14 protein-coding genes are annotated in these 12,516 nt (G+C 72.6%); 5 read left to right on the top strand and 9 right to left on the bottom strand.

The features are described 5' to 3' along the window. Positions 1–210: 210 nt before the first annotated feature. Together NH339_RS14520 and NH339_RS14515 are read right to left on the bottom strand one after the other, a co-directional pair. The gene (locus NH339_RS14520; RefSeq protein ID WP_253026592.1) at positions 211–1,416 is read right to left on the bottom strand and encodes a class I SAM-dependent RNA methyltransferase; all 1,206 of its coding nucleotides are present in this window, start codon (positions 1,414–1,416) and stop codon (positions 211–213) included. A 174-nt stretch (positions 1,417–1,590) separates the two neighbouring features. Next, a complete protein-coding gene (locus tag NH339_RS14515; RefSeq protein WP_253026590.1) occupies positions 1,591–3,636 on the bottom strand; it encodes an APC family permease in 2,046 nt (681 codons plus the stop codon). Positions 3,637–3,755: 119 nt separating this feature from the next. Between NH339_RS14515 and NH339_RS14510 the strand changes: the two genes are divergently transcribed. Both NH339_RS14510 and NH339_RS14505 read left to right on the top strand, forming a co-directional pair. Beyond that, the gene (locus NH339_RS14510; protein ID WP_253026588.1) at positions 3,756–4,418 is read left to right on the top strand and encodes an NAD-binding protein; all 663 of its coding nucleotides are present in this window, start codon (positions 3,756–3,758) and stop codon (positions 4,416–4,418) included. Next, positions 4,418–5,080 (top strand): TrkA family potassium uptake protein, encoded by a 663-nt coding sequence (locus tag NH339_RS14505; RefSeq protein ID WP_067857134.1) that lies wholly within the window; start codon positions 4,418–4,420, stop codon positions 5,078–5,080. Before NH339_RS14510 ends, NH339_RS14505 begins: the two co-directional genes overlap by 1 nt. A 613-nt stretch (positions 5,081–5,693) precedes the next feature. On the opposite strand, the gene NH339_RS14500 is transcribed toward NH339_RS14505, so the two are convergent. Genes NH339_RS14500 through dut form a run of 4 tightly spaced genes read right to left on the bottom strand, consistent with a single transcriptional unit; the run spans position 5,694 to position 7,847 of the window. After that, a complete protein-coding gene (locus NH339_RS14500) occupies positions 5,694–6,386 on the bottom strand; it encodes a DUF3159 domain-containing protein (protein WP_253026587.1) in 693 nt (230 codons plus the stop codon). Further along, the gene (locus tag NH339_RS14495) at positions 6,379–6,735 is read right to left on the bottom strand and encodes an OB-fold nucleic acid binding domain-containing protein (protein ID WP_067857126.1); all 357 of its coding nucleotides are present in this window, start codon (positions 6,733–6,735) and stop codon (positions 6,379–6,381) included. The genes NH339_RS14500 and NH339_RS14495 overlap by 8 nt, the downstream gene beginning before the upstream one ends. A 9-nt stretch (positions 6,736–6,744) precedes the next feature. Next, complete coding sequence (locus NH339_RS14490; protein ID WP_253026585.1) at positions 6,745–7,392, bottom strand: DUF3710 domain-containing protein; 648 nt, start codon at positions 7,390–7,392, stop codon at positions 6,745–6,747. After that, positions 7,389–7,847 carry a dUTP diphosphatase gene (gene dut, locus NH339_RS14485; RefSeq protein WP_253026583.1) on the bottom strand — a complete coding sequence of 153 codons (459 nt, stop codon included), beginning with the start codon at positions 7,845–7,847 and terminating at the stop codon, positions 7,389–7,391. Before dut ends, NH339_RS14490 begins: the two co-directional genes overlap by 4 nt. A gap of 51 nt (positions 7,848–7,898) precedes the next feature. On the opposite strand from dut, the gene NH339_RS14480 reads away from it, so the two are divergent. After that, positions 7,899–8,384 (top strand): DUF3093 domain-containing protein, encoded by a 486-nt coding sequence (locus NH339_RS14480; RefSeq protein WP_253026581.1) that lies wholly within the window; start codon positions 7,899–7,901, stop codon positions 8,382–8,384. 5 nt (positions 8,385–8,389) lie between these two features. After that, a complete protein-coding gene (locus tag NH339_RS14475) occupies positions 8,390–8,836 on the top strand; it encodes a DUF4235 domain-containing protein (RefSeq protein WP_253026579.1) in 447 nt (148 codons plus the stop codon). A gap of 42 nt (positions 8,837–8,878) precedes the next feature. On the opposite strand, the gene NH339_RS14470 is transcribed toward NH339_RS14475, so the two are convergent. From NH339_RS14470 to NH339_RS14460, 3 genes are all read right to left on the bottom strand, one after another. Further along, complete coding sequence (locus NH339_RS14470; protein ID WP_067857109.1) at positions 8,879–9,178, bottom strand: DUF4193 domain-containing protein; 300 nt, start codon at positions 9,176–9,178, stop codon at positions 8,879–8,881. Positions 9,179–9,242: 64 nt separating this feature from the next. Continuing rightward, on the bottom strand, positions 9,243–10,061 hold the full coding sequence (locus NH339_RS14465) for an inositol monophosphatase family protein (protein WP_253026577.1): 819 nt from the start codon (positions 10,059–10,061) through the stop codon (positions 9,243–9,245). Then, entirely contained in the window at positions 10,058–11,110 is a 1,053-nt protein-coding gene (locus NH339_RS14460; RefSeq protein ID WP_253026575.1) for a ferrochelatase, read from the bottom strand. Before NH339_RS14460 ends, NH339_RS14465 begins: the two co-directional genes overlap by 4 nt. A gap of 848 nt (positions 11,111–11,958) precedes the next feature. Here NH339_RS14460 and NH339_RS14455 point away from each other — a divergent pair. After that, the coding region (locus NH339_RS14455) for an MFS transporter (RefSeq protein WP_374208313.1) at positions 11,959–12,516 on the top strand (558 nt) is incomplete at its 3' end.

Raw genomic sequence — 12,516 nt, 5'->3', positions numbered from 1 at the left:
GGCCCGCTCGAGGTCGCGGTCGACCCGCAGGAGCTGGTTCCACAGCCGCCCCGCCTCGGCGGTGCGCAGGTCGAGACCGCAGCGGGCACAGACCCGCGCACCGGCGAGTCGCGCCCGGCAGTCGGGGCACACGGTCGGGTCGGCGTAGGCCATGGCGACACCCTGCCCGTCCAGGTGGTCCTCGGACAACCTCGTCGGCGGCCGCTGAGGTCAGTCGACGCGGTCGAGGACGGCCACGCACTCCACGTGGTGCGTCATCGGGAACAGCGCGAACGCCCGCAGCGGACCGAGGCGGTACCCGTGCTCGGCGAACGTGGCGACGTCGCGGGCGAGCGCCGCCGGGTCGCAGGCCACGTAGACGACGCGGCGGGCACCGAGCGCCGCGACGCCCGGCACGGCCTTGCGCGCGCCGGTGCGGGGCGGGTCGAGGACGACGACGTCGACGCCCTCCGCGAGCGCGGGGTCGCGACGCAACGCCCCCTCGGTCGAGTCGGCCACGAGACGCACCTCGCTGCGACCGTGCAGCGACCTCCGGGCGTCGCGGGCACCCTGCCGGTCCGCCTCGACGCTGACCACGAGGCCGTCCGGTCCGACGGCGTCGGCGAGGAAGGCGGTGAAGAGGCCCACCCCGGCGTACAGGTCGGCGACGCGGTCGCCGGGGCGCGCCTCGGCGGCATCGAGGACCGCGTCGACGAGGGTCCCTGCCGCCTCCGGGTGCACCTGCCAGAAGCCCGACCCGGTGACGGTGAAGTCGTGCGGTGCGACGTGCTCGGTGAGCCGGGTGCCTCCGGCGCGGCGGTGACCGTCGGTGCCGGCCACGCCGTCGACGTCGAGATCTGCGGGCACGGCGGCGTCGGTGACGACGAGGCGCTGCCCGGTCGACGACACGATGGCCTCGACCGGGCCGCTGTCCCACCGGTGCGCGGTGACGTCGGGCAGGTCGGGGTGGGCGATCGGGCAGTGGTCGACGGGCACGACCTCGTGCGAGCGGTGCTTGCGCAGCCCGGGCCGTCCGTCGGGGGTGGTCGACCAGGTGACGCGGGTGCGCCAGCCGAGGGTGGGTCGGACCTCCTCGACGACGACGTCGCGCTCGATGCCGGCGAGTCGGCTCAGCTGCTCGGCGACGACGTCGGCGAGCAGTCGGCGCTGCGCGGCGGGGTCGACGTGCTGGAAGTCGCAGCCACCGCAGGTGCCCGCGAGGGCGCAGGGCGGCTCGACGCGGTCGGGCGAGGCCTCCAGGACCTCGACGGCGTCGGCTCGCAGGAACCGCTTGCTGGTGTCGGTGACGCGGATGCGGACCCGCTCCCCCGGCAGGCTGTGCCGGACGAACACGACCTGCCCGTCCAGCCGCGCCACACAGCTTCCGCCGTGGGCGACGGGCCCCACCTCGACCACCGGCAGACTCGACTCGTTCACACCCGACCACCTCGCACGGGCCCACGAGCCCACCGAGGGCACAGGGCGACGGGCCCCACCTCGACCACCGGCAGACTCGACTCGTTCACACCCGACCACCTCGCACGGGCCCACGAGCCCACCGAGGGCACAGGGCGACGGACCCCACCTCGACCACGGGCAGATCGGAGTCGCTCACGGGCGCGTGTCCGGACTGTCGTCGTGGGGCTGCTCGGGGCGGGGCTGGTCGCCGAGACCGCGGCGGACGTCGCCGGGCGCGGGCCCGATGACGCTGCGCGGGTTGACCTTGGCGGCGGAGCTGAGCTGGTAGGGCACGCTCGTGACCATGACGCCGGGCATGAACAGCAGGCGCCCCTTGAGACGGAGCGCGGTCTGGTTGTGCAGGAGCTGCTCCCACCAGCGTCCGACGACGTACTCGGGGATGTAGACGCTGACGATGTCGCGGGGGCTCTCGCGGCGCTTCTCCTTGACGTACTTGACGACGGGGCGCACGAGCTCGCGGTACGGCGAGGAGATGACGGTGAGCGGGACGGGGATGGCGAGCTCGTCCCACCGCTCGCGGAGGGCGGTGGTGTCCTGCGGGTCGAGCTCGACGTAGAGCGCCTCGAGCGTGGACGGCCGGGCGACGCGGGCGTAGGCGAGGGCGCGGAGGGCGGGCTTGTGGAGGCGTCCGATGAGCACGACCGCGTGCACCCGGGACGGGAGCGCGACGTCGGTGTCGTCGATGGCGAGCTCGTCGCTGACCCGCTGGTAGTGACGGTTGATGCCGAGCATCAGGAAGAAGACGAACGTCATGGCCAGGATGGCGATCCAGGCGCCGGCGAGGAACTTGGTGATGAGGACGATGACGAGCACGGTCGCGGTCATCGCGAGGCCGAAGCTGTTGACGACGCGCGAGCGCTTCATGCGACGCCGTTCGGCGGGGTCGGTCTCGGTCGCGAGGTGGCGGGTCCAGTGCCGGATCATGCCGAGCTGGCTGAGGTTGAAGGAGACGAACACGCCCACGATGTAGAGCTGGATCAGCTTGGTGACCTCGGCGTCGAACGCGAGGATCAGGACGATGGCGGCGACGGCGAGCAGGACGATGCCGTTGCTGAACGCCAGACGGTCGCCGCGGGTGTCGAGCTGGCGGGGCAGGTGGCCGTCGCGGGCCAGGATCGAGCCGAGGACGGGGAAGCCGTTGAAGGCGGTGTTCGCGGCGAGGACCAGGATCACGCCCGTGCAGGCGATGGTGAAGTAGAACAGCGGCTGGGCGTCGCTGTAGAGGGCCTTCGCGAGCTGGGCGATGACGGTCGGCTGGTCGTAGCCCTCGCCGACGGGCTGGCCGTCGAGCAGCAGCTGGTGGGCGGGGTCCTCGACGTAGCGGACGTGCATGGCGTCGGCGAGCAGGATGATGCTCATCAGCATCGTGATGGAGATGGTGCCCAGGAGCAGGAGCGTCGTGGCGGCGTTCTGGCTCTTCGGCTTGCGGAAGGCGGGCACGCCGTTGCTGATCGCCTCGACGCCGGTGAGGGCGGCGCAGCCGGACGAGAAGGCACGCGCCAGCAGGAACGCCATCGCCAGTCCGGTGAGCGCCGAGTCGTAGGGCGCCTCGGCGGCGATGTCGTACGGCGCGCTCTCCGCCTGCGGCAGGTCGCCGAGGAGGTACCGGACGAGCCCCCAGGCGGCCATGAGGCCGATCGCGACCATGAACAGGTAGGTCGGGACGGCGAAGGCGGTGCCGGACTCCTTCGTGCCGCGCAGGTTCAGCGCCATGAGCAGCAGGACGAGGATCGACGCGGCGAGCGCCTCGTGGCCGACGAGCCACGGGATGGCCGAGGTGGCGTTCTGCACGCCCGAGGAGATCGACACGGCGACCGTGAGGACGTAGTCGACCAGCAGGGCGCTCGCCACCGTCACGCCGGCCTTCGGCCCGAGGTTCGTCGTGGCGACCTCGTAGTCGCCGCCGCCGCTCGGGTAGGCGTGGACGTTCTGGCGGTAGGAGGCGACGACCGTCAGCATGACGAGGACGACGGCGATGCCGATCTTCCAGTTGAACGCGTAGGCGGTGATGCCGCCCATGGAGAGCGTCAGGAAGATCTCGTCAGGGGCGTAGGCGACGGACGACAGCGCGTCGCTCGCGAACACGGGCAGGGCGATGCGCTTCGGCAGCAGCGTCTCCCCCAGCTGGGTACTGCGCAGCTTCCGTCCGACGATGGTCCGCTTGACGGACTCGACCATGCCCACGAGCGACGATGGTAGCCGCGGGGTCGTCCGCCCGCCGGGGCGCGGGCGCACGGCGCGGCACCGGTGCGCCGGACCGTCCCACGACGTCCTCGCGTCCGTGTAGCGTCGCCTCCGTGCACATCGTGATCATGGGCTGCGGCCGCGTCGGCTCGACGCTCTCGCGCAGCCTCGAGGAGCGCGGCCACACGACGGCCGTGATCGACTCCAACCCTGACGCGTTCCGTCGCCTGGGCCCCGGCTTCACGGGGACGACGGTCACCGGCATGGGCTTCGACCGCGAGGTGCTGCGCGCGGCCGGGATCGAGCAGGCCGACGGCTTCGCGGCGGTCTCCAGCGGCGACAACTCCAACATCATCTCCGCGCGCGTCGCTCGCGAGCAGTTCGGCGTCGGCAACGTCGTCGCGCGCATCTACGACCCCGGTCGCGCCGAGGTGTACGAGCGGCTGGGCGTGCCCACGGTCGCCACCGTCCCGTGGGCCGCCGACCAGGTGCTGCGACGTCTGCTGCCGGCCGGGTCCGAGCCGGCCTGGCGCGACCCGTCCGGCCAGCTGCGCCTCGACACCGTGTACGCACCGTTCCCCTGGATCGGCCGTCACGTCTCCGACCTCGAGGACGCCGCCGGCGTGCGCGTCGCGTACCTCACCCGGCTCGGCTCCGGGGTCGTCGCGACGGCCCGCACCGTGATGCAGGAGGGCGACGTGCTCGCCGTGTTCATGCGAGACGAGGACGCCGAGCGTGCCCACGCGGTGCTCGAGTCCGGACCTGAGGAGGCCTGATGCGCGTCGCCATCGCCGGTGCCGGTGCGGTCGGCCGTTCCGTCGCCCTCGAGCTGACCGAGAACGGTCACCAGGTGCTGCTCATCGACAAGTCGCCGGGGTCCATCCGCTCCGACGTCGTGCCCGACGCCCAGTGGCTGCTGGCCGACGCGTGCGAGATGTCATCGCTGGCGGAGGCCGGCCTGCACACGTGCGACGTCGTCATCGCGGCGACCGGTGACGACAAGGTGAACCTCGTCGTCTCGCTGCTCGCGAAGACCGAGTTCTCGGTGCCGCGCACGGTCGGCCGTGTGAACCACCCCAGCAACGAGTGGCTGTTCGGCGAGTCGTGGGGGGTCGACGTGGCCGTCTCCACCCCGCGTCTCATGTCGGCGCTCGTCGAGGAGGCGGTCTCGGTCGGCGACCTCGTCCGCCTGTTCACCTTCCGCCAGAGCAACACGAGCCTGGTCGAGCTGACCATGCCGGCCGACTCCCCCTACACGGGCCGCCTCGTGCGCGACGTGCCCTGGCCGCGCGACGTCGTGCTCGTCGCCATCCTGCGCGACAACGCCATCGAGACCCCCGACCCCGAACGCTCCCTCGAGGCCGGCGACGAGCTGCTGTTCGTCACCGCCGAGGACGCCGAGGTCGAGATCGGCTCGCTGCTCTCCCCCAAGTCCTGACGTCGCGTCACCCTCTTTCTGGGGTGGCGCTGCTCCTCGCTCGGGTGGGGTGCGCTGGCGCGGCTTCTCGCTCGGGTGGGGGTGCGCCGGCGCGGCTCCGACTCGTCCTGCGCTCCGCAAGGGCCTCGACCGGGCGGATGGGAGCGGCGGCGGCTCGAGTCTCGGGCTGTGGCTCGCGTGGGACGCAAGAATCTGCGTTTGCGCGTCCCATCGGTGGATCTGCAACCGCAGGAGCGCCTGTGCGGTTGAAAATCCACCGCCGGCGGGCCAGACGCGGCAACGATGCTCCCTTCTCGTGGACCGTGCCACGCGAAGGGAGAAGCGCTGCCACCCCCACCCCCAAGGGCACCCACGATTCTTCATTCGCGCGCCTGAGGCCGGACGCTTCCGCGTTGCTGACGGGATCCCGTAGCAAACGCAGAAGCCTTGACCTTCAACTCACCAACGCAGATCCATGGGTCCCACGCGGGCCACAGCCCGAGACCCCGGACCAGCGCCGTCGCCAGCCGCCCGGTCGAGGCCCTTTCGGAGACCACACCCAGCGCCAGCCGAGGCAGCGCACCACCGACCCCAGGCCCCCGGCGCCAGCGCACCAGCACGTCCAGGCGCTGCGTCAGCGCGTGCTCGCGCCCGGCTCGAGGGGGGTGGCGTTGCGCGACAGCACCCAGGCCATCGCGGCGAAGGCGGCGACCTGGAGGGGCCAGCCGAGCACGACCTTGGAGGTGCCGAGGAGGGCGACGTGGTCGCCGGCCCACAGCGGGTACTGGACGAGGACGCGCACGATGCAGGGGGCGGCGAAGAGCCAGGTGAGCAGCGAGCACAGCCGGACCAGCTGGCGGTCCTCGTGCCACTCGGTGGGCTCGCCGGTCAGGCTGCCGATGAGGAAGCCGACGAGCGGCCAGCCGACCAGGATCGACACGACGAACACGGCCGCGTAGGCGCCGTTGTAGAGGATGCCGGGCAGGAACACGTCGCGCGCCTCGCCGCTGCGCGACGCGAACACCGCGGCGATCGCGATGCCGACGAGGGCGTTGAGCACGAACTGGACCGTGGAGCGCTGCACCAGCCGCACGGCGAGCAGCACGACTGCGCTGCCGACGCTCGCGACCAACGACGTGCGGAGGTCCTTCGTGACGATCCAGCAGACGGTGAACACGATCGTCGGGACGGCGCTCTCGACGATGCCGCGGCCGCCGCCCAGCGCCTCGGCCAGCTTGGAACGGACGAGCTCCTCGACGGTGGCGTAGCGACGTGCCCCGTCGCCCGGACCGTCGTGTCGTGCGGGCTCGGGGGAGGCGTCAGGCATCGAGCTCGTAGCGCGGGTTGTAGAGCACGCAGCTGTCGCCGCGCCGGCCGATGCGGCCGTGGACCGTCAGTCGACGTCCGGGCTCGATGCCCTTGATCTCGCGCCGGCCCAGCCACACGAGCGTCACCTGGCCGGACCCGTCATACAGCTGCGCCTCGAGCGCGCTGACCCCGTCGGAGACCGGCCGCGTGGTCACCGAGCGCAGCTCGCCGTGCAGCGAGCAGACGGCACGGTCGGACTGCGACGCCAGGAGGCGGCAGCCGGCCTGGTCGGCGCTGCGCTGCAGCTCGTCGTCCTCGATCTGCTCGAGGGTCGGCCGGCGCCAGGCACGGCTCAGTCGCGAAGGCATGCGTCCATCCTAGGTCGGTTCGCCGTCAGGACCGAGGGTCACGGGCTCCGCGTCCGGCGGCAGCTCGATCAGGAGCGGCTCGCGGACGGGGCGCGGGTCGTCACCGCGCACGACCACGACCTCGCGGAACGCCTGCTCGAGGAGACCGTCCTCGTCGGGCTCGAGGGCCGCCGAGCCGAGGAACGTCGCGCGCAGCATCCACCGAGGACCCTCGACGGCGACGATGCGCGACGGCTGGAACCCGTCCTGGCCGTCGGGCAGGGTGACGGGGATCTGCACGCGCAGCTCCGGCCCGTACGGCCCGTCGACCTCCTCGACCTGGCCGTCGAGCCGCTGCACCTCCGCGACCAGCTCCTGGCGCACCTCGTCCCACAGTCCGCCGCTGCGTGGTGCGGCGAAGGCGCGCAGCTCCAGGCCCGCCTCCTCGGTCACCAGCACCACCGAACCGGCGCCGCCGCCGTCGTCCTGCGGCACCTGGAGCTGGAAGCCGACCCGGCCGCGGATGCGCAGCGGGCCGAGGTCGACGTAGCCCGGCTCGTCCGCGGACGCCTCCGTGGAGTCACGCGGTCGGGTCGGCGTGCTCCCCGCGTCGGTCGGCTCGCTGGCGGTCGGCTCGTCGGGTGCGGTCTGCTCGCGCTCGCGGCGACGTCGGATCATCGGTGCTCTCCCACGGATCGGTGGCCGCCGGTCGAGCCGTAGCCCCCGGCGCCTCGGCTGGTGTCCTCGAGTGACTCGACCTCGCGGAAGGTCACGTGCTCGACGCGCTGGACGACGAGCTGCGCGATGCGGTCGCCCCGCGCCACCTCGACGGTCTCCTGCAGGTCGTGGTTGACCAGCAGCACCTTGATCTCGCCGCGGTAGCCCGCGTCGACGGTGCCGGGCGTGTTCACGACCGAGAGGCCGTGCCGCAGCGCCAGCCCGGACCGGGGGTGCACGAAGGCGGCGTAGCCGTCGGGCAGGGCGATGGCGATGCCGGTCGGCACGAGCACCCGCTCGCCCGGGGCCAGCGTGGCCGGTGCTGCGGCGTGCAGGTCGACGCCCGCGTCCCCCGGGTGCGCGTACGCGGGGACCGGGAGCTGCGGGTCGAGGCGTCGCACCGCGATCTCGAGCATGCTCGCGACCCTACTCGGGTGGACCTGGCCTGGATGCGGCAGGCTTGCAGGGTGCAGAACCGTCGTGAGCGCCTCGTGGCTCCCGTGTCGTGGTGGGTCGGCGTGCTCGCCTTCGCCCTCGCCTGGGCCTGGCTGCTGCTGGTCGTCGCCGGCACCGGCGCCGCCGTGGTGACGTTCGTCGGCGTGGCCGTGCTGACGGGCGCCGTCGTGTGGGCCTACGGACGCACCGTCGTCGACGCGGGGCCCGACGGTCTGCGCGTCGGACGCGCGTTCCTGACGTCCGAGCACGTGGGTGCCGTCACCCCGCTCGACCGTGTCGCGACCCGCGAGGCCCTCGGACCCCGCGCCGACGCCCGCGCCTGGCTGCACGTGCGCCCCTACGTCGACACCGCCGTGCGCGTCGACGTCGACGACCCGGCCGACCCGGCCCCCTACTGGCTGGTCTCCACCCGCCACCCGGAGGCGGTAGCCGCCGCGCTCGGCGCGCGTCCCGCCCCGTCCGACGCTCCCGACCAGCCCACTCCAGACCCGAGGTGACGACCATGGCCCGCAGGTCCCGCAAGGCCCGCACGACCCCCAGCCTGGAGACGGCGACCCCGCCGCGGAAGGCCTCGCGCTCCAGCCGTACCAGCTGGAAGCTGCTGGACCGTTCGACGACGATCGCCGCGGGTCTGCTCGCCCGGCAAGCCTCGACGTTCACCTGGCGCCTCGCGACGGGTCGCAAGCCCCCGACCGCGGGGCGGCACCCGGACGTCGAGACCAAGGAGGCCGTGGCGTGGGCGGTCGTCGGGGGCGCCCTCGTCGAGGTGGTCCGCCTGCTCGTGCGCCGCGGCGCTGCGGGCTACTGGGTGCGGTCCACGGGCGACCTCCCGCCCGGGATGAAGCCGCTCAAGGGTGCCTCGGTCGGGGCACGCGTGGCCGCAGCCGCAGGAACGACAGAGCCGGCTCCCTCGCGGAAGCCGGCTCGGCGTCGTCGGCGCTCGCGCTGAGCGAGCCCGGGCTGGTGGGACGTCCCACCGGTGCGTGCTGCGTCAGTAGGCGCAGTCCCGGCAGATGAGCCGGTCGCCCTTCTCCTCGGCGAGCTGGGACCGGTGGTGCACCAGGAAGCACGACGAGCACGTGAACTCGTCGGACTTGCGCGGCACCACCTGGACGGCCAGCTCCTCGTGGGAGAGGTCGGCACCAGGCAGCTCGAAGGACTCGGCCGCCTCGACCTCGTCCTCGTCCACCTTGCCCGAGTTCTTCTCGTGGCGACGCGCCTTGAGCTCCTCGATGCTGTCCTCGGACTGCTCTTCCTCAGTCTTGCGAGGCGCGTCGTAGTCGGTAGCCATGTACCCCTCCGTCGTGTGCGTTCAACCGACGGGATTGTTCCACACCGGCACAAGCCGTCGTCGGTCAGAACCCACAAGCCCGCACGACGTCGAAGTATTCCCCTGCGAGGGCAGGGTGGGCGGCCATCACGAGCCGTCCGTCGGGCGCTCCGTCGAGTCCCTCGACGCGCACACCCGCCTCGCGCGCCACGAGTGCGCCGGCAGCCCTGTCCCACGGCTGCAGACCCTGCTCGACGTACGCGTCGAGCGTGCCGTCGGCGAGTGCGCACAGGTCGAGCGCGGCCGCGCCGATGCGACGAACGTCACGTACCTGGGGCAGCAGCTGCGCGACGGCGAGGCCCTGCTCGCGGCGTCGCTCCGGCAGGTAGCCGAACCCGGTGCCGACGAGTGCCTCGGCCAGCGGCGGGGGCTCGGGGGCGTGCAGCGGCCGCCGCTCGTCATCGCTCCAGCGCCAGGCGCCGGCGCCGAGGACGGCCGCCCACTCCTCGCCGGTCGCGATGTTCACGACGTACCCAGCCACCTCGGTCGCGCCGTCCGGGCCGTCGAGGCGCGCCGCGATGGAGACCGCGTAGGCCGGGATGCCGTAGACGAAGTTGACGGTGCCGTCGATCGGGTCGACCACCCACTCCACGCCGCTGGTGCCGCGGACCCCGCCGCCCTCCTCGCCGAGGAACCCGTCGTCGGGCCGGGCGGCGAGCAGACGCTCCCGGATCAGCTCCTCGCTGGCGCGGTCCACCTCCGTGACCACGTCGACGCGGCTCGACTTCGTGTCGGCGACGCCCACCCGACCCTTCGGACGGCGCGCGCGCACGAGCGCCGCGGCCTCGAGCCCGACCTCCCGGGCCAGCTCGACGAGTGCGTGGGGGTCGACGGCGACGCTCATGCGTGTGCCGGGCGGTCGCCGCGCAGGTTCGCGCAGCAGTTCGGCACGCACACCCACGGGTTCGCGCCGCAGGTGCCGATCGTGGCGGGCGTCGGGTCCTCGCCACGATCGGCCGCCGCGCGCTCCTGCAGGAGGTCGGTGATCATCGCGACGAAGGCCGGGTGCGAGCCGGGGGTCGGGACGCGGACGAAGCGCAGGCCCAGCTCCTCCGCCGTCGCCTTGGCCTCGGTGTCGAGGTCGTAGACGACCTCCATGTGGTCGGAGACGAACCCGATCGGCACGACCACGACCGACGTGACACCGTCGGCGGCAAGCTTCTCGAGGTGGTCGTTGACGTCGGGCTCCAGCCACGGCGTGCGCGGCGAGCCGGACCGCGAGCAGTAGACGAGCTCCCACGGCAGGCCCTGGTGCTGGGGCTCGAGCCCAGCCATCACGAGGCGCGCGGTCTCGAGGTGCTGGTCGCGGTAGGCGCCGACGCCCGGGCCACCGCTCGCGTCGTTCATCGCGTCGGGGATCGAGTGGGTCACGAACACGAGGTGGGTGTCGTCGGGCGCGTCGCCAAGGGCGGCCCGCGTGTGCTCCACGAACGGCGCCACGAACCCGGGGTGGTTGAAGGGCAGCCGCAGTCGACTGAGCTCGATGTCGAGGCCCTCGGTCGCGTCGGCGAGGTTCTCGCGGTACTGACGGCAGCCCGAGTAGGAGGAGTAGGCGCTCGTGAGGAAGTACGCGGCGTGGCGGACGCCGTCGGCCACCATCTGCTCGAGCGCGTCACGCAGGTACGGGTCCCAGTTCCGGTTGCCCCAGTAGACCGGAAGGTCGACGTCGCGCGACGCGAGCTCACCCTCGAGCGCCGCGATGACCTGCCGGTTCAGGTCGTTGATCGGGCTGCGACCGCCGAACAGGAAGTAGTGCTCCCCCACCTCCTCCAGCCGCTCGCGCGGGATGCCCTTGCCGACGGTCACGTTCTCCAGGAACGGGACCACGTCGTCGGGCTTCTCGGGACCACCGAAGGAGACGTAGAGGAGTGCATCGAAGGGGCGGACGTCCATGCCGTCATCGTCCCACGCACCGCCACCACGCGCGGTGCGGCAGGGGGTGGAGGTGGGTGGTGCTGGTGCGCTGCCGCCGATGGTCGTGACCTTGCTGCTGCGCCGCCGCGGGGGGCTTGTGCTTGCTGCTGCGCTGCCGCAGGGCGTCTCGACCTACTGGAGCGCTGCCTCGGCCTTCGCTGTGTCTGGTCTCCGAAAGGGCCTCGACCGGGCGGCTGGCACCGGAGCTGGTACGGGGTCTCGGTCTGTGGGCTGGTGCTGGGGTGGACACAAGATTCTGCGTCCGTGTGCGGGAGGGCAAGGATTCTGCGTTGCCTACGGGATCCCGTCGCGAACGCAGAAGCGTCAGGTCTCGCACGCGTGAATGAAGAATCGTGGGTGCACTTTGCGGTGGGGTGACGAACGATTCTTCCTTTGAGTGGACCGTTCCACACGAAGGAAGAATCCTTCCGGCGCGACGCCCGCCATCGGTGGATCTCCAACCGCAAGAACGCTCCTGCGGTTGCAGGTCCACCGATAGAACGCGGGAACGCAGATCGGTGGCCCAAGAACGCGAAAAAGACGAATCGTGCGTCACCCGCGAGCCCAAGCCAGACCCCGCGACCCGAAACCGGCCCTCGGCTCGCTGCCGGTCGAGGCCCTCTCGGAGACCACCCCCAGCGAACGCCGAGGCAGCGCACCAGCAGGTACGGACCCCCGCAGGCAGCGCACCAGCGAATCCGCGGCCACCGCAGGAAGCGCACGTCCCGACGCCCAGGCCCAAGCCCGACCCTCCACCGCTCCCCGTCCTCCGCCCGTGCCGCCGGTAGTCTGCGGTCGCGCAGCCACGCAGCGAGGGAGGGGGCAGGGTGCGATCGACGTACGGCCGGGTCCTGGCGTTGCCGGGCGCTGCGCTGTTCAGCCTGACCGGGCTGGTCTCGCGACTGCCGTTGTCGATGGCGTCGCTCGGTCTGGTGCTGCTGGTGCGCGAGCACGGCGGCGGGTACGGGGCCGCGGGCCTGGTCGCCGCCGCCTACGTGGCCGCGGCTGCCGTCGTCGCGCCGGTGCACGGCCGGCTGAGCGACCGGTGGGGGCAGCGTGTCGTGCTGCTGCTCGCGGGTGCCGGGTACGCGATCGGCATGGCCGCGGTGGTGCTGGCCGTCACGCGCGACGCCGCCGCCCCGCTGCCGCATCTCGCGGCCGCCGTGGCCGGCGTGTTCACGCCGCAGACGGGGTCGCTGGTCCGGGCCCGCTGGACCCACCTGCTGCGCGACGACCGCCCCCTCCTGACCACGGCGTTCGCCATCGAGGCGGTCATCGCCGAAGCCGTGTTCATCGTCGGCCCGGTGCTCGTCACGTTCCTGACCCTCCAGGTGGCCGACGTCGCGGGCCTCGCGACCGCTGCCGCCGCCGCGACGCTCGGCAGC

The organism is Aeromicrobium sp. CnD17-E, assembly GCF_024124745.1.
In the GTDB taxonomy this organism is placed as follows: Bacteria; Actinomycetota; Actinomycetes; order Propionibacteriales; family Nocardioidaceae; genus Aeromicrobium.
Note: the sequence above shows the minus strand (reverse complement) of the source record. Positions and strands in the feature narration are given on the sequence as shown.